The following is a 22,913-nucleotide window of genomic DNA, read 5'->3' on the forward strand; positions in this document are numbered from 1 at the left end:
TCATAGTTGGCGAAACTGTCCCCTGGATCGGGGCGCAGTTCTCATTGATGGTTTCCCGACAGCGAAGGGAAGAAACGGTATCCTGCAGATGCAACGCAACTGAACGACAGCGGGTACGACTCGCTGAATGTGCCGGAAAGGACTATCGAACGTAAAATAACAGCGTAGAGTGGAGCGTAAGACTTGAATTTGCAGCTGGTATGATTTTCAAGCAGGTACTATAGTATAGTTTTAACGTTTCGGCAAACGATCATAACTTCGTGTCCTTGTCGTGCGTGCAGGCGTCTGATAAAATATCAAACAGAACCCCGCCAGAGAACTGTGCGGGATTCTGTTTCATCCCCGCGCAGTGCGGGGGTAGTTATCCCTGAAATAATTTTCTTCGCATAGAAGCCGGAAAATTATTGTTTAGTCACTAAGGATCATCATGCCACTGGAAAATAAGACCCGTCAACTAATCGAAGAGATAAAACTCTTCATCCAATATTCCGTACCGGAAAATGACCTGCCGGCAGCAACCGCGCTGATTGACCGGTATAAAAACAATGCATTTGTCCTACGGTTATTTCGCGAATATTATGCCAATCTGCCTGAGGCTCGTGAAGAAGCTGTAGGTAAGATCGTCAGGCTCATTGATCACCAGGGGGTGCATCTTTTTGCTGTCTGGACCGCATCATTTTCGTACCTGTACGCCGTCTCCGTTGACCATGTGCTTTTTCTGGGAGAATATCAGCAGGAGGTCGATACGGAGGTTTTGTCATTTTTTGGCTTAGAAAGCCAGGAAGAGTTTCTGCAGTTATGTATGACGGCCAGGGAGCTTAAGGAGTATGTTGCGACTGAGGTAGCTGCAGAGGCTCTCTGTCCGGTATGTGGCGTACCGGAAGGGGAGAGTCATCTGCTGGGATGCACCGTTGAGATCTGCCCCTGGTGCGAAGGGCAGCTGAGCTACTGTAATTGTCGCTTTGCACAACTGGATACAGATGCTATTGAAGATGAGCAGCAACTGGAAACGTTTCTCGATATGCTGACCGCCAAGGGGCGAATTCCCTACAAGAAAAGCCAGGCTCCGGCGTTTCCGGGGACAAGTGGTGGCCTGGACGACAGCCAGGCCACCGGATAGTCTTGGTTCCGTATTGCTATTTCCCGCTCACCGACTTGAGGAACCGATACAGATCGGAGTCTGAAGAGAGCACCAGTGAGGTATTGTTGCCGATAATCTTTGCATAACTCTCCAGAGTTTTTTGGAAACCGTAAAAATCGGGATCCTGAGAATATGCTTCGCCATAAATTTTGGTGGCCTCTGCATCGGCCTTTCCTTTTATGGTCACCGCCTCAAGATTGGCTGTGGAAATTATTTCTTTGAGCTTGCGTTCCACCGTACCAAGAATCTCGGCTTTCTGACCTTCACCGGTCGATCGTTTTTCAGCGGCAATCCGTTTCCGCTCTGAAATCATCCGGTCGTACACCTTGAGCCGTACCGAATCAATGTAGTTGACCCTTTTGATGATTACGTCAATAAGTTCGATGCCATATTGGGGAGTGATTTTTGAAGCTATTTCACGCACCTGGTTGGAGATTCCATCCCGGCCGTTTTTCGGTCGAATACCGATGGTCGAAATCGCGGTAGTTTCAGACATGGTATTAATAGACCAGTCTGAGCTGCGGATGATCTCTATCAGGTCGTTTTTGTTGACCATATCTCGAACAGTACCATCGATAATGTCGCTTAAAAGCGATTGTGCTCTTGTCTCATTGTTGACCGCCTGCAGGAACTTCAGGGCATTAGAGATACGCCACCGTGCGGTTACATCGATAAAAACATAGGTTTTATCGTTGGTCGGGATCTGGTTCGGCTCGCCGTCCCAGATAAGGATCTTTTTCTCGAAAACCTCGACCTGTTGCACAAAAGGCATTTTGAAATGCAGGCCGGCATCGGTGACAGGATCGCCTACCGGCGCTCCGAACTGGGTGATGACCACCTGTTTACCTTCCTCGAGAATAAAAAAACCGTCATAGACCACGACAATTGCCAAAAGGACGAGTCCAACAAGAAAAAACTGGGCTATCTGTTTCATATCTATTTCCTTTACTTAGTGTCTGTCGCTTTCGATTGAATTGCCGGCAGGCCTTTTGCTGAAGAGATGTTCAGGAGCGGCAGCGGTGCCTGCTGGTCTTTGTCGATGACATAGACGGATTGCACGTCAGGCATAATGTCTTTCATGGTTTCCAGATACATGCGTTTCCGCGTCACGTCGGGGGCGTTTTTATATTCTACGAGAATATCATTGAATCGCTGCGTTTCCCCTTTGGCGTTATTGATACGCTCAGCTTGATACCCGTAGGCTTCTTCAACAATTTTTTTGGCATCACCGGACGCCTTGGGGATGACCCGGTTATAGGTTTCCTGCGCCTCATTGACCAGTCGTTTCATGTCCTGATCGGCTTCGTTTACTTCATTAAAAGCAGGTTTTACCTGGTCTGGCGGGTTGATATCCTGAAACTGCACGGTGCCGATATTGACGCCGCTTGCACCTTTGGGAAAAAGTTTGTTCAGCTGTTCCTGCAATTCTTTTTTCACCGATGCAGCGAGCAGTTCACGGTTACTCAATACATAGTCAAAATCCATATTTCCGACTATCCGCCTGGTAACCGCCTCAGAATTATCACGAATTGCCTGGCGTACATTGGCTACTTTAAAGAGATAAGCGTAGGGGTCGGCGACCCGGTACTGAACAATCCAGGCAACGTTGATGACATTTTTGTCGGCAGTCAGCATCAGCGATTCATTGTCAAAGCCCCGTTTGTCAAATGATGTTTCCTGGCCGGTCATACGATTTCGAAAGCCAAACTCTTCCTTGCGGATATTTTCCACATCAACCTTGTACAAATGGTCAATATAGGGGATTTTGAAATGCAGGCCTGGGGGGGTCGTACGCGAATATTTGCCGAGTCGAAGGACCACCCCCACTTCACTGGGGGCGATCTTGAAAAAAGATGAATAAACTCCCTGCAAAACAAAAAGAATAAGGATGACGGAAAGTAACTTGCCCAGATTGGCAAAAGGAGAAGCCGGGGATGAAGGTGGGTCCTGGCTGTCTCCCGGGGAAGCAGATGGTTTCTTTTTATCTGAGAAAAAATCCTGCAACTTGTTAATCAGCTGCGCCACAATCTCTTCAGGAGTCTGCGGCTTCTGCTTTTTCCCCCACGGCGGCTGTTGATCCTGATTGGACATAGAAAGTCTCCTGATCGTAGTAATCTTTTAAACATGCCTTATCGACAGCAACCATATCAATATAAGGTTTTAATGGGTGAGGCATGCTTGAAAATGCTGCAATGAAAGTACAAGGGTAATAACAGATAGTAGTGATTGCAATCTGAATCGTCAAAATAGTGTGTAGATGGATCTCATTTCGATCGTCTTATCCATGGAGGGCTGATATCCAGCAGATAAAGAAAAAGGCAAAACTAACAATGCCAAACAGTGTCTGTGCAGCAAAAGAGCTGCGCAAGGTCATAAAAAGTGGCAAACGGACTACATTGCCACAGATCAGGCCGCACAGCAGACCAAACAGGTGGGCTCCAAGATCCGTTCTTTCACCGCTTGAGCCAAGAAAGGCGAGCAGTGCTAATCCGGACATAATCGGCATGAAAAAATGCAGAGAAAGTCGCTTCGTCTGCATGGCAAAGCTGATAGTGCAGAGCATGCCGATTACACTGAAAATGGCAGTGGAAAATCCGACGAACATATGGCCTTGGCCATGAACCAGAACATTGATAAGGTTGGCCACTGTTGCGGTTATAAGCATGGTGAAAAGACCGATACCGTTGCCCGTCAGGTGGAAAAAAAAATGGAGGAGAAAACCGCCGAGAAAACAGTTGCCCATAAGGTGAACGATATCAGCGTGCAGAGTGAGCGGGGTTACCAGTCGGTACAATTCCAGATTGTTTATGATCGCTGATGAGTCGCCAGCCCCCTTTTGAAACCAGAATGATTTAAGGTGCCATTCTCCTGAGAGACCATACATAAAAACGAGGCAGCCGATCACGACTGTACTCATTGCCCGGAAGGTCGGGATGAAGCTGTCCTGCTCGGGTTTGGGCGGCCAGTCCCGGTTTTCCCGGTCATAGGCGGCGATTTCGTAAAGTGCTCTTTCCTGCTGCCTGACCGCTACATAGATCTCGATGTTATGGGCGGAAAGATATTGTATCCGATGGGTGATGTCGGCCGCAGAAAGTACCAGGGAGTAAGTATTGAGAAGATTAGGGTCTGAAACCCGGGCAATCAGACTTTCGGAGGCCTGTGCCGAAGGGGGATCCATGGTATTGAAGTGTCGTTAAGAGAATGCCACACCCCGACTGCCTTGGCCTGGGTGTGGCAAGAAATACATCAGATAAGGTTATCCATGGCAATAACTGGGCCAAACTTTTCTTTTAACTCAAGGAGTTCTTTTGTCTGATTCTGGTAAATTTCAAAAAGAATCGCCGGGATATCAGGCTCTTTACTGTATGCCTGTTTTTGCAGTTCCAGACGGTCGACAATCTTATCTACATACAGGGAAAATTGCATGTCATAGAGGGATTGAGGATATTCCTTGTTGATGGCCTTGAACAGTGGCACCAGGTCCTGGTATTTAGGCAGGTAGCCGATCGGTGTGGTGATTGCCTGCACATCGCCGTTGGCAAAAAGTTCGAGCCATCCGAGCCAGACTCTGACGTCCTTTTTTTCACCCAGCAGCTTATTGCCTTCCCCGCCTCTGTTGCCGTAGGTCAGAAAATAATTCAGGCCTGCCATGATCGGTCGAGTGGCTTTGGAGAATTTGTTCGAATTAAAAAAAGTGAATTGAGCAACCATGTAGTCGGCCAGCGCACCGGGAATGAAAGGCGCATTGGCCCAGGGCTGACGGTTGACACCGGTAGCACCCACCTCTGTCGCAGTTGCTTTGGAGACGATTGATGCACCAATCGCTACGCCTTCATTGGCGTTCTTGGCCACCCATACCGGGGGCATGGTGTCCGCATCCCTGCCGGAATAGGTAATGACTTTAACCGGTACGCCTTTGGGGTCTTCGGATAATTCAGTGGCATGATTGGCAATTGCCGAGGCGACAAGCGTACAGCGAGAATTTTTGTGGGACATCGGCACCGGGTTTCCGTTCTTGTCGGTTTTTCCTTTAAACCATTCTCCCTGGAAGTTGATACCCTTGTCCGGTACTGCGTCGCCATTGCCAACCCAGTTCGGCACTCCGTCGGTAATGAGCACATTCGACCAGATGACCTCCGTTCCTTCGCCACGCAGACATTGCATTAAATAGGGGTCGCCATCATGGTTGACATCTTCAACGATACCGAAGATGCCTTTTTCCGGGTTGATCGCCCGAAGAACACCGGCTTCGTCAATCCAGAACTGGGCCAGGTCATCGCCGATAAAATCGGTACCCACCATGGCGGTGGTCGTTTTTCCGCATCCTGAGGGAGCTGCTCCGGCGAAAAATGTTTTTCTGCCGCCGGGCCCGGTCATGCCGGTGATAAACATATGCTCTGAAAGTTGTTGTTCCAGTTTGTAATACGTAGCATAATCAACGCTGAACCTATGATTGCCTTTTTTTAGCAAAAGAGTATTGCCGGCATAGGTACAAAAAGTTGCAAAGGTCGTCATCCAGCTTCTGTCCATGAAGATGCGGGCATTCGGGACATCTGCGGAGGTGTTCGTGCCCTGGGAGTGAACATTGGTGAAGAAGAGGCCGGTGCGTTGTGCTTCTGCATCAAAATCTCGGAAACAGTTGCGGTACAGTATTTCAGCAGAATGTAAAACATAGCCGGAAGAGGATATCTCAATTGCTGGAAATGCCGCTTCAGCACCAACCGGGCCGCGGCTGTAAAAACCGACGATCAAAGTCATGCCCTGCATAATGCCTGGCATGAATTTTTTGACGTATTCGGTCGCGTCCGGGCGTAATATCGTTTTGGCGAGAGAGCTCATCTTTTCCCCCTCGTTGATGATATAAAATGTCTGGTTTACCAGTCTGGCCTGATCTTCGGGGAGATCGAAGTGAATTGTATGGCCAGGTTTCGCCAGTTTTTTTTCTTCACCCTGGCGGAGTGAATATTCTCGAATCCATTGTACATCATCCGCTGAGCCGGTATTGACAAAGACGCTGTCCGGACGACACATCGCAATTGCATTGGCAACTTTAATCAGTGCCTCTTCATTCTTGATCAGTGCCAACTTCTTACTATTGTCCGAATCAAGATATTCGGAAAAGACCTTCTGTGCCCCGGCAATGTTGGCGATGCCACCTACAACCGCAAGAATTTCATCGCCTTTTTTCAGTTCCAGCATTCCCCACTCCTTTATGTATGTTGACCTGGCTCGCACCATTCATAGAAAAATAATTGACTCATGAACTTGTCTGATCGTGTTATAATAGGAGGTTATCAGATAGCCGTCAAGTTTTGATACTATCGTTTTCGGAAAAATAAAGAGGGAAAATGTCTTGATATTAAAGGTAAAGGTTGCATTTTTGAAATGCCCGGAAGCAGGTATAGCTACAGCTTCTCTTTATAATGTGTTTACAATAAGTATAAGGAAGTGTGATGGTTGCTTCGGTCGTTCCTGACAAAACCTGACTGTGGAAGACGCTTTTTCAAAGAGTTCGCAGAGTACGGTACATATGGTGGGGAGATGTACGAAACAGATATTTTTACCTCTATGTCAATGGTTTCTCCACAATAAGGCAAAAAAAGTAATAATAGTTAGAGTAGCTGTTCTTTCATGAAGGTGCCAGCTTTCTCCTGATTTCGTTGGTATGTTACCCGGGTTGTTAATCTATACTCACTTTCTGCTACTGGATTGCATCAATGGTGAAGTTTAGAGATTTAACAAAGACGCTGTTGCTCCGATCGATACAATTATCGGCGATGGAAAATCAACAGTTACTGCAAAGAGCCGCTTTTGAAATGGCTGAGCGGTCCATGCCGGGGGTATTTGTTGTGCCGCTCTGTTTTGCCCTGGCGGTTATCACCTCCGGATATATCCATCAAGCGCCAGATCTCAGCATGATACTGGCGGTTATTATGCTCGTCGGTGCTGCCGCACGCTGTCTTTCGATAGTGCGCATAAAACAGTATTCTATTGGGGCCCTGAACCTCTGGGTGCAGATGTTTTTCTGGTCTTGTCTGGTCATGGCGGCAGTCTGGGGGGCAACAACTGCTATTTTTGTGTATTCCTATATTGAAGGATACCCGGTCCTTTTCATACTTGTTCTCTCCTCAGGTATCGGGGCAGGATCAATGGTTAATTTCTGTATCTGGCGAGCGCTTACCGTAAATATTCTTCTGCTGTCCTTTGTACCGGTTATAGTTGTTGGATTGTTGATGCGGCAAACTCAGCTTTTGCCCGCCATTCTTGGGATTGTCCTTTTTGTATTTTATCTGCTGGCTCAGACGAAACGATGGAATTTTCATTTTTGGGATTCGCTGATTACTGCCTATCTTTTTGAGAGGCAGGCTGAAAAACTTTCTGACACGAACCGCCGTTTGGCCGAAACTGTTGCCATGGAACAGGCTTCTCGCCGGGAGGTGGAAAATGGCAAAGTAAAGATCCGTGAACTGTTCAATCTTACCAGCGATGCCATTGTTATTTGTGCACTCGATGGCCGGATTCTCGATGTTAACCGGGCTATGTTGGATATGTTTGACGTGCGTCGGGAGGAGATTATCAACACCATGCCGCTGCAATCATTCGTCATGCAGGCCAACGGTAAATTGAATATCCGGGACCACTGGCAAAGAGCAGTTAGTGGGGTGGAAAATGATTTTGAATGCCGTATGACCCGGCCGGGAGGGCAGAAATCCCTCCTGGTGCGTGCCAACTTGCGCCGGGTCAGTTGGCAGGAAGAACAAATAGTTTTTGTTACTCTGCGGGATGTAACAGCCAGAAAACAGATGGAGGCTGCCCTGGAGATAACCAGAAAATCCCTGTCCGAAAGTGAAGGGTATCTGCAAGCGATACTGCGCAACGTGGAATTGCCCATTTATTGCAAAGACCTCAATGGGTGTTACCTTACTGCCAACAGGCCTTTTGAACAACTCTGCGGTCGCAGTCTGGGCGATATGCAGGGGAAAAATGATCTCCAGATCTTTCCTGAAAACCTCGGACGTTTCTTGAGTTTTAGAGATTCGGACATTGTCGAAACAGGGGAATCGTTTGAACTTGAAGGCACCTTTACCATAGGCGGTCTGGAAAAAAAACTCCTTGTGCATAAATTTCCGCTACGTGAAAGTGGCGGTACCATCTACGCAACGGCAGGCATCTGTACTGATGTAACAACCATGAAGCAGGCGCTGCAGACGGCGCAGCTTGCCAATGAGGCTAAATCGGAGTTTCTTGCCAGTATGTCCCATGAATTACGTACGCCCATGCACAGCATTTTGAGTGTTGCCAGGCTGGGGTTGAAGCGGGTGAACACAGCGACGCGAGAAAAACTGGAATCCTATTTCGCGTTAATCGTAACCAGCGGTGATCAATTGCTCGAATTACTCAGCGATCTGCTTGATCTCAGTACTCTTGAGTCAGCCAAGGCCTGCTATAATTTCGAGGAGTACGATCTGGTGAAGGATCTGGAAAAGGTGGTGGCTGAATTTAAAGCTATGATGGATGAAAAACACATATCACTTTTTCTGGACGCCACCGTAAGTCAAGCCCCGGCACGATATGACAAGACCAAATTCTATCAGGTTGTACGGAATCTGCTGGCCAATGCCATGAAATTCACTCCCCCGCAAGAAGAGGTGCGGGTAGTTCTCCACAAAGATTATCTGGAGCGCAACGGCGACCGTCAGGCGGCCTGGAAAATAATGGTTATTGATCAAGGCATCGGTCTTGAAGAAGGTGAGCTGGATTCAGTCTTCGGTAAATTTGTCAAAGGCCACAAAACCCTGAAGGGAGCGGGTGGGGTCGGGCTTGGCCTCGCCATATGCAAACGAATAGTTGAAGATCATCACGGCGTTATCTGGGCCGAGCGGAATGCAGGAAAAGGTGCGACGTTCTGTTTTTTGCTCCCGGCGCTGGACTAGATTCTGACAAAAAGTAGATACAACAGGATCAACAGTTATGCGCCATTGTCCCAAAGCAGCTCTGGCTGCAGCAAGACCGAAAGCAAAGTTATGGCATGCAAAACTTTGCTAAGTTCATATTTGGCTTGTCTGAAAAGGACAAAAGATTATGATATAGAAAAAGAAAATATCTTTTGCGCTGCATAAAACGGCAAAAGAGAGTAAGAGCCAATGGACAACAAGAAGAAACAAAAAAAGGGTTTAGCCCCGTATGAGGCTAAACCCTGAATTTTTATCTGGTGCCGAAGGCGAGAGTCGAACTCGCACAAGGAAACCCTCACTAGACCCTGAACCTAGCGCGTCTACCAATTCCGCCACTTCGGCAACGCGCATGAATATGCTTCTTGCGCGAGGTTTTGTCAAGACATTCTTGTTCATAACACTAAAAAATTATTTTATTCTGTTCCTATGAAAATTTATCGAAAAATTGAAGATATTACCGAACCCTTCACCAATGCCTGCGTCACGATCGGCAATTTTGACGGAGTTCATTATGGACATCAACAATTATTTGCGACGGTTGTCGAAAAAGCTCAAGTACTTGGCGGTACGAGTGTGGTTATTACTTTTGACCCGCATCCTCTCCAGGTTCTGCTGCCTGCAGGGATCAAGCTGATCTCAACCTGTCAGCAAAAAGAAGAACTCATCGAAAATTCCGGTATTGATGTCCTGCTGGTTATTCCTTTTACCAAAGAGTTTGCCAAAACAACAGCTGATGCATTTGTCGCCGAACTGCTGGTCAAAAGGCTTGGCGTAAAAGAACTGGTGGTCGGCTATGACTATGCATTTGGTAAAGGGCGCAGCGGCAATATCAATTTTTTAAAGCAACAGGGACAGATCTTTAACTTTCCGGTGACAGTAGTTGAGGCATGTTATTTAGGTGACCAACTCGTCAGCTCCACTAAAATCCGGGAGCTGGTTAAAGAAGGTAAGATGGCAGCAGCGAGAGAACTTCTTGGTCGCTACTACCAGATCCGCGGTACTGTTCGGGTGGGCAAACAGCGCGGCGGCAGGGTGATCGGTTTTCCAACGGCGAATCTGAAATTCAACGAGGAAGACCTCGTGCCGAAACACGGCGTCTATGTAACCCAGGTGTGCTGTGAAGGACGACATTACGGAGGGATCCTCAATATTGGTTATAATCCGACATTTGGCGAAGAACAACTGGTGGCGGAGACCCATATATTTGATTTTAATGAGGACATTTACGGAAAACCTATCAAGGTCAATTTGCTGAAATTTTTACGTGCCGAAAAGAAATTTTCCGGGCCAAAAGAGCTGTCGGAACAGATAGGTAAGGATGTCCTGCTGGCAAAAAAAATTCTGGCAGAGCTCTGAAAAACTGCCCTTGCCGGTGATCCATTTTGCAGTGCAAGTATTGGATCATGCTGTGCAAGCAGCATATTTTATTGTTGCAAGTACGCTCAAGGTGTCTATAGTGTATGCGCTCGTTGCGGGCAGGTCTCATTCGGCGTTTGGCAAGAGAACATGCGTCTAAAGGCTATGACTGTTTCTTCGTCTGTGATGATTGAGAACCGGTGAACATAAAGAGAAAAATCAGTCGAATATAATATAGAGGGAAACTATGTCGGAACAGTTGCGGGAAGATTTACCGAAGGTGATTGAAGAGCTTGAAAAAAAATGTAAGGAACATCCCAACTCGGTAATGGCCTTCCATCATCTGGGGCTTGTCTATATGAAAGCCGGGCGCATACCCGAGGCAATTCAGGCCCTGGAGCGAGCTATTGAAATAGACGACCTCAGCAGTGAGAGTATGATCAACCTCGGGGCCATCTACTTTGGTCAGGGAGATCTGGATAAAGCTCAGGAACTCAACGAAAAGGCTCTTTCAGTAAATGCAGACAGCGCTCAGGCTCATGCAAATCTCGGGTTGATCTGGCAGCAGCGCAATGATTTCGACAAAGCGATACAGTGCTACGAAAAGGCCATTCAACACGATCCTAAACTGGCCAGCACCTGGATAAACCTCACCGCGGTTCTTACTATGAAAGGAGAGGATGACCGCGCCGTGGCCGCGGCCAGAAAAGGTCTTGAGCTGAGTCCCGATTCTGCACTTGGGCATAATAATCTGGCGGTGGCTCTCTACTTTAAAGGCAGTTTCACTGATTCCAAGACTCATCTGGATAAAGCCAAAGAACTGGGGTATTCGGTTGATCCAAATTTTGTGTCGAGTCTTCAGAGTAAGCTGGCCTGAATTGAAAGTGTCGACAGGGCAGAAATCTCGATGAAAGAAAAGAGCTAGTTACATGCCGAAAGAAAAGACTATTGTACGACCGTGGTGCCCGTTTTGCGGCCAGAAAGTAGGCAGGCCATCCCATGCACCGCACAGAAAAATGACCGAATTCCCTGTTGGACGATGCCAGTGCGGAGCCGTCTATGCCTCTGAGGCAACGGGGCATAACGTAGGTGCTGCTATCGTGGAAACCCTGGTATATGCCTGCAATGACAACGCAGACTTTGCCTGGGAGTTAATGCCGGAAGATGACTATCTGACCGGGCGTATTGAGAATTACGACGAAGCTCTGCATCAGGTTTTTGATACCGGTAATATGGACGGCAGAGCTATACGCGGGGTACTCTATTTCGTGCGCCTTCATACGGATATTCGCGATATTGCTTATCGAATAAAGGAAAAAAAGGGCGAGGCCGTGGCAAATTCGCCGGGAGCACCACCAAGTTCGGAGTATGGTGGTATCGAGCCAGCACCCGATGCAAAGCGGATACGCCAGAAGTCCAATAAACAAACTGTCAGAGAGCTGGTGGAAAAAGAGGACATCGATGGCCTTGTTGCCTGCTGCTTTGACGACAAAAAAACTCTTCGATTGATGCAGCGGTTGCTCTATGATCCGGTAGAGGATAAACGCTGGCAGGTCGCCTGGACCATCGGCCGGGTCACTGCCCGGACTTCGACCAGGGAACCGGGACCGGTGTCTGAGTTGCTGCATCGTATGTTTGAGGCCTGTTCCGATTCGGCGGCAACACCATGGGGCATGGTTGAAACAATCGGTTATGTTATTTCGCTGCGGACCGATATCTTCGGGGCCTTTACCAGACATCTTCTGAATTACATGGGGGATTCTTCTACCCGGAACCAGACTTTGTGGGCTTTGGCTGAGATCGCTGCGACGCGTCCGGACCTGATTCGCGACACCCCTTTTTACAATCTGTTCCATTTCCTGCAACACCCGGAATCACAGGTGCGAGGGCAGGTAGCCCGGCTCCTGGGCCGTATAAAAGCAACTGAAGTGACCATGCAGCTCATGGGCTTAGGTGCCGATCAGGGAGAATTTTGTTATTATGAGAGAGGACAACGTGTCTCTTCAACAGTCGCTGAAGCTGCACGCACCGCACTACAGCTGATACAAGGAGAAAATAAAAGTGACTGATAATTTGCAATCCTTTGAAAGTATAAGCCAGGTGGGTAAAACCGAGACTAAAAAGCCATCTGATCCATTGCAGGCGGAGTATGAAGAGGGCAAAAAATATTTAGCCAATGAAGAATACGGTCAGGCTGCAGTAGCTCTTCATAACGCGCTTGTTGGTTTTAAAGAAAAAAACGATGAGGTCGGTATCGCTAATGCGAGTAATCAGCTGGGCCATGTCTGTCTTGCCCGGAAGGAATACGAGAATGCCCTGCAGCACTATCTGCAGGCCCTGGCGATCTGTGAAAAATCAAACGATCGGATGAGTATCCTGGCGGTAATGAAAAAGATTGTTACTGTCCGTACGCACTTGAAAAAATACGACGAAGCTCTCGCTGATTGCCTGACGATCCTTGATCATTACCAGGACAACAGGGATCCTCAGGGAACTGTAACAATCCTGGAAGAAATGGCGGAAGTATATATAAAAGCCGGAAAAAAAGAGAAAGCTGCTGATGCGTACCGAACTATCGCATCTATTCATAAAAATTTCAGGCATGATAATATAGCCGCCAAATTTCTGGAAAAAGCAGTCCAGCTCACAAGTGAATCTTAAGTCGGCGCAACGCTCATGTTCACTGGGATAATCGAAGGACCGGGAAAGATCATCGGAAAACGGACGGTTGGCGGTGGAATAGCCTATGACCTTGAGGCCGGTTTTGATCTGACAGAACCCGAGGAAGGCGAATCAATTGCCGTCAGCGGCATTTGTTTGACGGCGTATACTATTCGGGGGAGGAAGTTCTGTGTCGATGTTTCACCCGAGACACTCTCTCGAACCAAGCTCGGTTTGCTCGGTCCCGGCGCCATTGTTAATCTTGAGCGGGCCCTTCGGCTTTCCGACCGACTCGGAGGACATCTTGTTTCCGGGCATGTCGATTGCCTGGCCACCGTCACCGCCAAAAAAGAACTTGGCAGTTATACCATTTTCACTTTTTCTTTACCGGTCGAGCAGGGACGATACATAATTGAAAAAGGATCGATTACTATTGACGGCGTGAGCCTTACGGTGAACAGTTGTGGCTCGGGTGTTTTTACGGTATCAATTATACCTCACACCTTGAAAATGACCACCCTGGGGACATTAAAAACCGGCAGTAAAGTCAATATTGAGGTAGATATAATCGGTAAATATGTTGAAAAATTACTCGCTCCCCGACCATCGATGACCGGTTCCGATGACCATAAAGAGAGCAAGAACAGTGAGGGAATTCATCCCGGATTTCTCGCCCAGCACGGTTTTATGTGATCCCGGCAAGGGGATGAGTTTAATCAATACATTACTTATAAGTGTGAAATATTATGGCAGTGAGTTCAATTGAAGCGGTAATCGAGGACATCAAAGCAGGCAAGATGGTTATTCTGGTCGATGATGAAGATCGGGAAAATGAAGGGGATCTTTATATGGCGGCCGAGAAAGTTAATGCTGAAAGCATTAATTTCATGGCGACATACGGTAGGGGCCTGATCTGTCTGACCTTGAACGGGGAATTGACTGATAAACTCGGCCTGCCAATGATGGTTTCCAACAACACATCTCCGTATGGCACCGGCTTCACGGTCAGTATTGAAGCCAGAACGGGAGTTTCGACGGGTATATCTGCGGCGGACAGAGCGCGAACTGTCCAGGTTGCCGTCGACCCGAATACAAAACCCCTCGACCTTGTCAGTCCCGGTCATATCTTCCCGCTCAGGGCGAGAGACGGAGGCGTTCTCGTTCGCGCCGGCCAGACCGAAGGTTCGGTCGATCTTTCCCGGCTTGCCGGCTTGATTCCTGCCGGGGTGATCTGTGAGATAATGAACGAGGACGGGACGATGGCCCGCATGAATGATCTGGAGAAGTTTTCTGAAAAACACAATTTGAAGATTGCCACCATCGCCGACCTGGTTGCTTACCGGTTGCGTGAAGATACCCTTGTTCAGCGCGAAGTGGAAGCACGCGTCCCCACTGAGCATGCCGGCGAATTCAAGGCGGTGGTTTATTCCAATTCGGTTGACCATCTTGATCATCTGGCTCTCGTCAAGGGTGATATTTCCAAGGCGGAACGGGTCCTGGTCCGGGTTCATTCCGAATGTCTGACCGGCGATGTCTTCGGTTCAGCCCGGTGTGATTGTGGCCTCCAGCTGAATGCGGCAATGAAAATGATTGACCAGGAAGGATGCGGCATTGTCCTGTACATGCGTCAGGAAGGTCGCGGCATTGGCCTTGTCAATAAATTAAAGGCCTATTGTCTGCAGGACGACGAGGGCGTGGATACAGTGGAAGCCAACCATCGGCTTGGCTTTAAAAGCGATCTTCGCGATTATGGCATTGGTGCCCAGATACTCCGTGACCTCGGGGTGAAAAAAATGGCCATCCTGACCAATAATCCAAAGAAAATTGTCGGCCTGGAGGGCTACGGTATTGAAGTCGTCGAAAGATTACCACTCGAAATGCCGGCCACTAAAGAAAACAAAGAATATCTGATGTGCAAGCGTGATCGGATGGGACATCTCATGGCGGTTGAAGATACCTGTCCTATTGATTAATTTCATATTTATGACAAGATAACGAAGGATCTCAAGGCACGTGTATCCTGCACGGGGTATGGAAAAGAATTCCGGCCAGCTCCCCATCGATGGTAATTGCAGGGCGGTTTCCGGAATGGCATGCCGGTGAGAAGTTCCGATAAATTATATATTTCAGGTGAGAGGATATGGCAAAGTTTATTGAAGGGAACCTCAATGCAGCGGGGAAAAAATTTGCGATTGTCGTCGCAAGATGGAATTCCTTTCTCAGTGAGAGACTGTTGGAAGGCGCTTTGGACAGCCTGGTACGATCCGGCGCTGCTGCGGATGACATTGACGTGGTGAGGGTTCCAGGTGCCTTTGAAATTCCCCTCATTGCCAAGAAACTCGCCGGTGCACAAAAGTATCATGCGCTTATTGTTCTCGGAGTTGTCATCAGAGGTGCAACCCCGCACTTTGAGGTTGTGGTGAATGAGGTGTCCAAAGGGACCGCCCAGGCAGGTCTCGAGACCGGAGTGCCGATCCTGTTTGGCGTTTTAACCACAGAAACCATCGAACAGGCGATTGAACGCAGCGGCACTAAAGCCGGCAATAAAGGTGCCGAAGTTGCCGTGGCGGCAATAGAAATGGCTAACCTGATTGATCAGCTGAACTGATATTGATGGGTGAGTAAGGATCGATGCGGCAGTTTGGTCCGTATTGAAAATTGTGGGGCAGAGAGCAGGGACACCCTGTTGACAACTGCCCCTTTTTTATTGTTAATAAACGGTAAGTTAAATTATGGGTACGCGTCGGATATCACGGGAGGCGGCACTGCAGTTCCTCTATCAGGAAGATTTTACCATTAGTCCTGAACAGCAGTTTGGCTATGATCTGGCGGAAAGATTTGATCTCTTCTGCGCTCTTTTTCAGGTTAACAAAAAAGCCCGATCGTATGCACTCTGTCTGTTGCAGGGCATAACTGATCATCTGGCGCGAATCGACGCGCTGATAGCTGAAGCGGCGAGCAACTGGCGACTGGTCCGTATCGCCGCCACGGATAGAAATCTGCTGCGCATTGCTATCTATGAAATGTTGGAGATAGACGATGTGCCGCCCCAGGTTGCCATAAACGAAGCGGTGGAAATCGCCAAGCGTTTTGCCGGAGAGGATTCTCCCAAATTCATTAATGGAGTGCTGGACGCCGTAAGAGCTACCCTGGAGGCCGGCTGATCGTCCTCAGGTTGGCCTCTTCTTGCAATTCTTGTCAATTCCGAGTACATCTTTTGGCCGGAAGCATCACCCAAAATGTACATTCAGGAATGACACAGCTCCATGGCACAGACACAAAATAACTCGACTCCCAAGCCAGGCCTCAAGCAGGAGGCCCTTGCCGTTCTCGGCATATTTGTTTCTCTTTTTCTCTATCTCAGTCTTATTTCCTATTCGCTCCAAACCAACGGGAACTGGTGTGGCGAGATTGGCACCCTGATTGCCCGGGTGCTTATTGGCTTCACCGGGTGGGGGGCCTATCTTCTGCCGGCCCTGTTGTTCTTTTCTTCTTTTCTCTTTTTCAGCCCGAGGATGTCTTTCCAGCGACTGCCGCAGGTGATTGCCGGGCTGACCGGGGCAATTATCTCCTTTTGCGGGATGCTTTCTTCGTTGACCATCAAGGATCCATCATATCTTGATGCAGGGGGATTTTTAGGCAGAACCGGTTTTACCCTGTTGTCATCTGCCGTCGGTCATGGCGGAACAGTGCTCGTCTTTATGATGGTTTTCCTCATTTCGCTGATGCTTTCCAGCCAGTTTTCTCCTTATCAGCTGATGGCTGCCATAAAGCGGATGATCTTGCAGTCTGTCAAAAACATTTTTGGCCGGTTCGACAAAGAGCAGGTGAAAACCCGGGAAAGAAAACAACCCAAAAACGACGGATCGGCCATGAAGATCCTCGACAAACAGGACCAGCCATTGCTGACCCCCCAGGTTCTGCAGACGATTTCAGTGCCGGAAGTTAAAGCGCCGACACGGGCTGCAAAAGAAGCTGATGCGGACGATGAATTCGCAGCAAAACCTATCGCCAGAGGGGACTGGAAGCTGCCGCCGCTGTCTCTTCTCAGTAAAAGCGACAAGGTGCAGGAAAAAATTGATAACGAAGTGTATTACAAGCTCTCAAAGCAGCTAGAGCAGAAATTAAAAAATTTCGGGGTTTCGGGTAAAGTTGTCGGTATTTCGCCGGGACCGGTCGTCACCACCTATGAATATTCTCCCGCCCCCGGGATTAAAATTAATAAAATTGCCGGATTGGCGGACGATCTCGCCCTGGGACTGAAGGCTCAGTCGGTCCGTGTTGTCGGCTCCGTTCCGGGAAAGGCCGCTCTTGGCATTGAGATTCCCAATGAAATACGCCAGATCGTTTATATCCGCGAGCTCATCGGCACCGAGAAATACCGGGCCAACTCACACAAACTGACGATTGCTCTCGGTCTTGATGTAATCGGGAACCTGGCCATGGCCAATCTGGCGAAAATGCCCCATCTCCTGATCGCCGGTGCCACTGGGGCTGGGAAGAGCGTCGGCATCAATACCATAATCGCTTCTATTTTATACAATGCAACCCCTCAGGAAGTACGCTTTTTGATGGTTGATCCAAAACGGATCGAGTTGTCCGGCTATGAAGGCATACCCCATCTGCTTCATCCGGTGGTTGTCGATCCCAAGCTTGCCTCAAGAGCTCTGAACTGGGCGGTAAGAGAGATGGAACGACGCTATCGGCTGCTGGAAGAGGCCCGGGTGAAAAGCTTCGATTCCTACAATGAAGTCAATGAAGAAAAATTGCCCTATATAGTCGTGATTGTCGATGAGCTTGCGGATTTGATGATGGTTGCCTCCAAGGACGTTGAAGCCGCAATAGCCCGTTTGGCCCAAATGGCCAGAGCAGCCGGTATTCATTTGATCCTCGCCACCCAGCGGCCATCGGTCGATGTTCTCACCGGACTCATAAAGGCTAACTTTCCCACCCGAATTTCTTTTAAGGTGTCCTCAAAAATAGATTCCAGAACCATCCTTGATGCATCCGGTGCGGAACATCTTCTCGGTGCCGGCGATATGCTGTTCCTCGCGCCGGGTACGGCTAACATTAAGCGTATTCACGGGGCATATATTTCGGAAAAAGAGACAAGTGATATTGTCGATTTTTGGAAACGGCAGGGGAGTTCCGGCTATGATGAGGCGGTGATGCAGGAAATCGAAAAGGAGCCGAACGGGAGCGGTGATGACAGTGATGGCGATTTTGACGATCGCTATGACGAAGCCGTCGCCCTGGTCACCGAAGCAGGACAGGCTTCAATATCCATGGTGCAGAGAAGACTGCGGGTCGGTTATAACCGGGCTGCACGGATGATCGAAATGATGGAAAAAGAGGGGATAGTCGGACCGGCTGACGGGGCGAAGCCACGAGAGGTTATTGTGCGCAGTAACTACACCTAAGCTTAATTGGTTGATTGTTGAATTTTCTTGACAATTACCAGGCAACCTAATATAAAAAGTTCTCGAGAAAAATGAGTAGTCATTCAGTAAAAACTTAATCAGTTGTTGCGAAGTTATAGCAATTTATGTGAAGTATTACTTGGTTGCCCGGTATAAGGATAGTCCTGGGGGACGAAGGGATTTTTTAGTTGTACTAAGTTTAAGTGGGCCCTGACTGTTCAGGGTTACAACAGTTAATACAAAACTGAGGAGGTAGTTGAATGCCAAGTTATGTAGATCCTGCCAAATGTGATGGCTGCAAAGGTGGAGACAAAACGGCGTGCATGTACATCTGTCCCAACGACTTGATGGTTTTAAATGTTGAGGAGATGAAGGCTTACAATCAAGAGCCGGATGCTTGCTGGGAATGTTATTCCTGCGTTAAGATCTGCCCGCAAGGTGCAATTTTCGTACGTGGTTATGATGACTTCGTGCCCATGGGTGGTCAGGTTCATCCAATGAGATCTTCTGATTCCATTATGTGGACTGTTAAGTTCCGTAATGGCAACATGAAGCGTTTCAAGTTTCCTATTCGAACCACTGCTGAAGGTGCTGCCAATGCTTATGCCGGACAGAAAGGTGCGAACCTCGATGACGAATGTCTGCTTCTTGAGGCCAATCTTCCTACCCCTAAATAAGCTGAGTTAGAAACTTTATAACTACAAAATCTTTATTGTAAGGAGATTTGAAAATGGCATTACCTAATAAACCAAAAGGTGAACTCAAAGCCGTAGTGAACCCCGAGGTGGTGGAGCATGATGTTGATTGTCTCATCATCGGCGGTGGTATGGCTGCTTGTGGAACTGCTTTTGAGATTAAAAAGTGGGCCCCTGAAGGCATGAAGATTGTTCTCGTTGATAAAGCATCTCTCGAGCGTTCAGGTGCAGTTGCTCAGGGTCTGTCTGCTATCAACACCTATATTGGCGAAAACCCGATCGAGAGCTATGTGAAAATGGTTCGTAACGATCTGATGGGCGTTGTACGTGAAGATCTTATCTATGACTGCGGTCGTCACGTAGATGAGTCTGTTAAGCTTTTTGAAGAGTGGGGCCTCCCCATCTGGAAAAAAGATGCCGATGGTGAGAACCTTGACGGTTCCAAGCCCGCTAAGACCCTGCGTGAAGGCGGACAGCCTGTTCGTACCGGTAAATGGCAGATCATGATCAACGGTGAGTCTTATAAGTGTATCGTTGCCGAGCCCGCAGCAACTGCTCTCGGTGCCGAAAACATTATCGAGCGTGTTTTTATTGTTAAGCTGCTGCTTGACAAGAACAAGCCCAATCAGATCGCCGGTGCTGTCGGTTTCTCCACCCGTGAAAACAAAGTACACGTTTTCCGTTGCAAGGCCGCTATGGTTGCTTGCGGTGGTGCTGTTAATATTTTCCGTCCACGCTCAACTGGTGAAGGTAAAGGCCGTGCCTGGTATCCTGTTTGGAACGCCGGTTCCACCTACACCATGTGTGCCCAGGTCGGTGCTACCCTGACCATGATGGAAAACCGTTTCACCCCAGCCCGTTTCAAAGATGGTTACGGTCCTGTCGGTGCCTGGTTCCTTCTCTTCAAAGCCAAAGTACAGAACGGTCTTGGTGAGTTCTATGCGAACAGCGATGCAGTAAAAGAGGAACTCGAGAAATTCATGCCTTATGGCGCATCTGCCGTTACTCCGACCTGTCTGCGTAACCACCTGATGATCAACGAGCTGCGAGAAGGTCGTGGCCCGATCTATATGGCGACCGATGTTGCTCTCAACGCCTTCCTTGATGACCGTAAAGCAAAAGGAATGGATGAAAAGTCATTGAAGAAATTCTGGAAACACCTCGAGTCTGAGGCCTGGGAAGATTTCCTCGATATGTCTGTTGGTCAGGCTGGTCTTTGGGCTGGTGCGAACGTTGAGCCGGAGAAAGTTGGTTCTGAGATTATGCCGACCGAACCCTACATGCTCGGTTCTCACTCTGGTTGTTGCGGAATCTGGACTTCTGGACCGGAAGAGGCATGGGTACCTGATGTCAAGAATGAGTCACGTGCTCATAAGTATAAGTGGGGATACAACCGTATGACTACGGTTGATGGACTCTTCACTGCTGGTGACGGTGTTGGTGCTTCCGGTCATAAATTCTCTTCCGGTTCCCATGCTGAAGGTCGTATTGCTGCCAAGCAGATGGTTAAGTTCTGCCGCGATAACGATTTCAAACCTGAGTTGAAGCAGACCGCTCAGGAATTGGCAGACGAGATTTACGCACCGGTTAGACTCTATGAGGAGTTCAAAGGCGCTTCTACTGCAGCCGACGTCAATCCTAACTACTGCAAGCCTGCTGGTCTGATGATGCGTCTCATGAAAGCCACCGATGAATATGGCGGTGGTGTTGCGACCTATTATATGACCTCCGGTAAATTGCTTAACATCTGCCTCGATCTTCTCAAACTTCTTCGCGAAGATGCAGAGAAGATGGCCGCTGGTGATCTGCATGAGCTGCTTCGTTGCTGGGAAAACTACCATCGTATCTGGTGTGTTGAAACGCATATTCGGCACATCGAGTTCCGGAAAGAGTCCCGTTACCCAGGATTCTACTACAGATCAGATTTCCCAACCTGTGATGACGAGAACTGGAAGTGTTTCGTCAACTCTACCTTCAATCCTGAGACCCAGGAATGGAAGTGCGAGAAGGTTGAATGTATCAATATCCTCCCGACCGACCCTTGGCTGTAATAGCTGGGGATGCAGTTGAGCTGATGTAAAGAAAATCTCCAGGGGTCTCTGACTCCTGGAGATTTTTTAGTGTGCGGGGAATCTCGTTCGCGGTGAGTCCTGATTGCCAGTCGCCTTTTTGACCCAGATGTACCGGGGAAAGATCTCTCAAAGGTTTTTCTTGTCGAAAGTTTCGCTTGCAGAGTTTTTGGTTTATGCAGGTAAGAGATTCTTGCAACTCTTGTCAACATAAGCTAAAAAATTCTTTGTTGAATTTTTTAAGGCTGTCCCTCTGTGTTTAATAGTTGTCATTTTTTGTGCTTTTCTAAGTAGAATGAGCATCTGCTAAAGATGATGATAGTACAATATTTTAAGAGCAATTATGGAGGTTAGGTATGACTGACGAGCATGGCACTTCTGGTGCAGTATTGGTCGTAGGCGGGGGCATCAGTGGATTGACTGCTGCTCTGGAGACCGCTGAAGTCGGAAACGATGTGTTTATTGTTGAAAAAAGTGCATCTTTTGGCGGACGCGTAGCGCAGTTAAATGAATATTTTCCAAAATTATGTCCCCCATCCTGTGGGCTGGAAATCAATTTCCGCCGGGTGAGGGATAACCGCAAGATCAGAACATACACCATGACTACGGTGAAATCTGTGAGTGGCGGGCCGGGCAATTATGAAGTGACGCTGGAGACGGCGCCGCGGTATGTTAACAGCAATTGTACCGCCTGTGGTGACTGTGGTGACGCATGCCCTGATGAGATTGTTAACGAATTTAACTTTGGCATGAATAAATCCAAGGCGGCATATCTTCCCCATGAAATGGCTTTCCCGAGAAGATATGTGATCAACAAGGCGGCATTAAGTGCTGCGGGTGCCAAAGCTGTTAAAGAGGCCTGCAAATACGATGCAGTAGACCTTGATATGCAGGCCGTTACTTTCAAAATCAACGTTGGTTCGATTATCTGGGCAACAGGTTGGACTCCTTATGAGCCAACCAAGATGGAAAATCTGAAATTCGGAAAATCAAAGGCCATTGTCACCAACATGATGATTGAACGCATGGCGGCGCCTAGCGGGCCAACCGGCGGCAAGATTGTCAGACCTGGCGATGAAAAAGAAATCGAATCGATTGCTTTCGTTCAATGTGCTGGTTCGCGTGATGAAAACCATCTAGAGTATTGTTCCCATATTTGCTGCATGGCCACATTTAAGCAGATGACCTATGTGCGTAAGCAGTATCCCGATGCGAAGATATATGTCTTCTACATCGACCTCAGAACTCCTGGGAAATATGAGAAATTCCGTGAAGTTCGCATGGCTGATGAAAATGCTGTTTTCATAAAGGGTAAAGTTGCAGAAATTATCCCGGAAGCTGATGGTGGTGTCTCTGTTGTAGCTGAAAATGCTCTTACCGCTGAGAAAATGACGCAAAAAGTTGACATGGTCGTTCTGGCAACAGGAATGCAACCGTCACTTGCCCTGCAGGGTGCACCAACAGATCTGCAGATGGATACCAGCGGCTTTGTCATTTCAGACTATGCTAAAGCTATGATAGCAGCAGGTTGTGCAAAGAAAGCCGCGGATGTTGTTACCTGTACTCAATCTTCAACTGCAGCTGCCTTAAAGGCAATTCAGGTTTCCAGGAGGTAA

Annotated in this window: 18 protein-coding genes and 1 tRNA gene; 14 read left to right on the forward strand and 5 right to left on the reverse strand. The window is 48.3% G+C overall.

Features of this window, described 5'->3' with window-relative positions; all coding sequences use genetic code 11:
- Window positions 1–427 precede the first annotated feature (427 nt).
- Complete coding sequence (locus tag FCL47_RS21960) at window positions 428–1,120, forward strand: hypothetical protein (RefSeq protein WP_136815871.1); 693 nt, start codon at window positions 428–430, stop codon at window positions 1,118–1,120.
- Between the two features lie 16 nt (window positions 1,121–1,136).
- Here the strand turns inward: FCL47_RS21960 and hflC are convergent, their stop codons facing one another.
- The 4 genes from hflC to FCL47_RS21980 all read right to left on the reverse strand — a co-directional run bounded on the left by hflC (window position 1,137) and on the right by FCL47_RS21980 (window position 6,340).
- Complete coding sequence (gene hflC, locus FCL47_RS21965; protein WP_136815872.1) at window positions 1,137–2,075, reverse strand: protease modulator HflC; 939 nt, start codon at window positions 2,073–2,075, stop codon at window positions 1,137–1,139.
- A gap of 11 nt (window positions 2,076–2,086) precedes the next feature.
- Window positions 2,087–3,232, reverse strand: coding sequence for an FtsH protease activity modulator HflK (hflK, locus tag FCL47_RS21970; RefSeq protein WP_136815873.1), 1,146 nt, complete (start codon window positions 3,230–3,232; stop codon window positions 2,087–2,089).
- Between the two features lie 187 nt (window positions 3,233–3,419).
- Complete coding sequence (locus tag FCL47_RS21975; protein ID WP_136815874.1) at window positions 3,420–4,319, reverse strand: rhomboid family intramembrane serine protease; 900 nt, start codon at window positions 4,317–4,319, stop codon at window positions 3,420–3,422.
- A 68-nt stretch (window positions 4,320–4,387) separates the two neighbouring features.
- Window positions 4,388–6,340: a phosphoenolpyruvate carboxykinase (GTP) gene (locus FCL47_RS21980; protein ID WP_136815875.1), complete on the reverse strand. Its 1,953-nt coding sequence runs from the start codon at window positions 6,338–6,340 to the stop codon at window positions 4,388–4,390.
- 518 nt (window positions 6,341–6,858) lie between these two features.
- Here FCL47_RS21980 and FCL47_RS21985 point away from each other — a divergent pair.
- Entirely contained in the window at window positions 6,859–9,075 is a 2,217-nt protein-coding gene (locus FCL47_RS21985; RefSeq protein WP_136815876.1) for a PAS domain-containing protein, read from the forward strand.
- Window positions 9,076–9,351: 276 nt separating this feature from the next.
- Here the strand turns inward: FCL47_RS21985 and FCL47_RS21990 are convergent.
- A tRNA-Leu gene (locus FCL47_RS21990) sits at window positions 9,352–9,438 on the reverse strand.
- A gap of 84 nt (window positions 9,439–9,522) precedes the next feature.
- Here FCL47_RS21990 and FCL47_RS21995 point away from each other — a divergent pair.
- From FCL47_RS21995 to FCL47_RS22050, 12 genes are all read left to right on the forward strand, one after another.
- Window positions 9,523–10,452 (forward strand): bifunctional riboflavin kinase/FAD synthetase, encoded by a 930-nt coding sequence (locus tag FCL47_RS21995; RefSeq protein ID WP_136815877.1) that lies wholly within the window; start codon window positions 9,523–9,525, stop codon window positions 10,450–10,452.
- 247 nt (window positions 10,453–10,699) lie between these two features.
- A complete protein-coding gene (locus FCL47_RS22000) occupies window positions 10,700–11,329 on the forward strand; it encodes a tetratricopeptide repeat protein (protein WP_136815878.1) in 630 nt (209 codons plus the stop codon).
- Between the two features lie 52 nt (window positions 11,330–11,381).
- Entirely contained in the window at window positions 11,382–12,521 is a 1,140-nt protein-coding gene (locus FCL47_RS22005) for a DVU0298 family protein (RefSeq protein WP_136815879.1), read from the forward strand.
- The gene (locus FCL47_RS22010) at window positions 12,514–13,113 is read left to right on the forward strand and encodes a tetratricopeptide repeat protein (RefSeq protein WP_136815880.1); all 600 of its coding nucleotides are present in this window, start codon (window positions 12,514–12,516) and stop codon (window positions 13,111–13,113) included. Before FCL47_RS22005 ends, FCL47_RS22010 begins: the two co-directional genes overlap by 8 nt.
- Window positions 13,114–13,128: 15 nt before the next feature.
- Entirely contained in the window at window positions 13,129–13,806 is a 678-nt protein-coding gene (locus FCL47_RS22015) for a riboflavin synthase (protein ID WP_136815881.1), read from the forward strand.
- A 53-nt stretch (window positions 13,807–13,859) separates the two neighbouring features.
- Window positions 13,860–15,086: a bifunctional 3,4-dihydroxy-2-butanone-4-phosphate synthase/GTP cyclohydrolase II gene (locus tag FCL47_RS22020; protein WP_136815882.1), complete on the forward strand. Its 1,227-nt coding sequence runs from the start codon at window positions 13,860–13,862 to the stop codon at window positions 15,084–15,086.
- 167 nt (window positions 15,087–15,253) lie between these two features.
- Window positions 15,254–15,721 (forward strand): 6,7-dimethyl-8-ribityllumazine synthase, encoded by a 468-nt coding sequence (ribE, locus tag FCL47_RS22025; protein ID WP_136815883.1) that lies wholly within the window; start codon window positions 15,254–15,256, stop codon window positions 15,719–15,721.
- A gap of 124 nt (window positions 15,722–15,845) precedes the next feature.
- Window positions 15,846–16,277, forward strand: coding sequence for a transcription antitermination factor NusB (nusB, locus tag FCL47_RS22030; protein ID WP_136815884.1), 432 nt, complete (start codon window positions 15,846–15,848; stop codon window positions 16,275–16,277).
- Between the two features lie 102 nt (window positions 16,278–16,379).
- Window positions 16,380–18,533: a DNA translocase FtsK gene (locus FCL47_RS22035; protein ID WP_136815885.1), complete on the forward strand. Its 2,154-nt coding sequence runs from the start codon at window positions 16,380–16,382 to the stop codon at window positions 18,531–18,533.
- A 260-nt stretch (window positions 18,534–18,793) separates the two neighbouring features.
- Entirely contained in the window at window positions 18,794–19,210 is a 417-nt protein-coding gene (gene aprB, locus FCL47_RS22040) for an adenylyl-sulfate reductase subunit beta (protein ID WP_136815886.1), read from the forward strand.
- A gap of 53 nt (window positions 19,211–19,263) precedes the next feature.
- Window positions 19,264–21,279 (forward strand): adenylyl-sulfate reductase subunit alpha, encoded by a 2,016-nt coding sequence (gene aprA, locus FCL47_RS22045; protein WP_136815887.1) that lies wholly within the window; start codon window positions 19,264–19,266, stop codon window positions 21,277–21,279.
- Between the two features lie 374 nt (window positions 21,280–21,653).
- Window positions 21,654–22,913, forward strand: coding sequence for an NAD(P)-binding protein (locus tag FCL47_RS22050; RefSeq protein WP_136815888.1), 1,260 nt, complete (start codon window positions 21,654–21,656; stop codon window positions 22,911–22,913).

It is taken from the genome of Desulfopila sp. IMCC35006 (assembly GCF_005116645.1).
GTDB lineage: Bacteria > Desulfobacterota > Desulfobulbia > Desulfobulbales > Desulfocapsaceae > Desulforhopalus_A.

What these genes read in the sequence shown, in the direction of transcription:
- ribE (WP_136815883.1), top strand. Translation starts at nt 15,254, where the DNA reads ATGGCAAAGTTTATTGAAGGGAACCTCAATGCAGCGGGGAAAAAATTT.
- aprB (WP_136815886.1), top strand. Translation starts at nt 18,794, where the DNA reads ATGCCAAGTTATGTAGATCCTGCCAAATGTGATGGCTGCAAAGGTGGA.
- FCL47_RS22000 (WP_136815878.1), top strand. Translation starts at nt 10,700, where the DNA reads ATGTCGGAACAGTTGCGGGAAGATTTACCGAAGGTGATTGAAGAGCTT.
- FCL47_RS22005 (WP_136815879.1), top strand. Translation starts at nt 11,382, where the DNA reads ATGCCGAAAGAAAAGACTATTGTACGACCGTGGTGCCCGTTTTGCGGC.
- FCL47_RS21995 (WP_136815877.1), top strand. Translation starts at nt 9,523, where the DNA reads ATGAAAATTTATCGAAAAATTGAAGATATTACCGAACCCTTCACCAAT.
- hflC (WP_136815872.1), bottom strand. Translation starts at nt 2,075, where the DNA reads ATGAAACAGATAGCCCAGTTTTTTCTTGTTGGACTCGTCCTTTTGGCA.
- nusB (WP_136815884.1), top strand. Translation starts at nt 15,846, where the DNA reads ATGGGTACGCGTCGGATATCACGGGAGGCGGCACTGCAGTTCCTCTAT.
- FCL47_RS21975 (WP_136815874.1), bottom strand. Translation starts at nt 4,319, where the DNA reads ATGGATCCCCCTTCGGCACAGGCCTCCGAAAGTCTGATTGCCCGGGTT.
- aprA (WP_136815887.1), top strand. Translation starts at nt 19,264, where the DNA reads ATGGCATTACCTAATAAACCAAAAGGTGAACTCAAAGCCGTAGTGAAC.
- FCL47_RS22050 (WP_136815888.1), top strand. Translation starts at nt 21,654, where the DNA reads ATGACTGACGAGCATGGCACTTCTGGTGCAGTATTGGTCGTAGGCGGG.
- FCL47_RS22035 (WP_136815885.1), top strand. Translation starts at nt 16,380, where the DNA reads ATGGCACAGACACAAAATAACTCGACTCCCAAGCCAGGCCTCAAGCAG.
- FCL47_RS21980 (WP_136815875.1), bottom strand. Translation starts at nt 6,340, where the DNA reads ATGCTGGAACTGAAAAAAGGCGATGAAATTCTTGCGGTTGTAGGTGGC.
- FCL47_RS21960 (WP_136815871.1), top strand. Translation starts at nt 428, where the DNA reads ATGCCACTGGAAAATAAGACCCGTCAACTAATCGAAGAGATAAAACTC.
- FCL47_RS21985 (WP_136815876.1), top strand. Translation starts at nt 6,859, where the DNA reads ATGGTGAAGTTTAGAGATTTAACAAAGACGCTGTTGCTCCGATCGATA.
- hflK (WP_136815873.1), bottom strand. Translation starts at nt 3,232, where the DNA reads ATGTCCAATCAGGATCAACAGCCGCCGTGGGGGAAAAAGCAGAAGCCG.
- FCL47_RS22020 (WP_136815882.1), top strand. Translation starts at nt 13,860, where the DNA reads ATGGCAGTGAGTTCAATTGAAGCGGTAATCGAGGACATCAAAGCAGGC.
- FCL47_RS22015 (WP_136815881.1), top strand. Translation starts at nt 13,129, where the DNA reads ATGTTCACTGGGATAATCGAAGGACCGGGAAAGATCATCGGAAAACGG.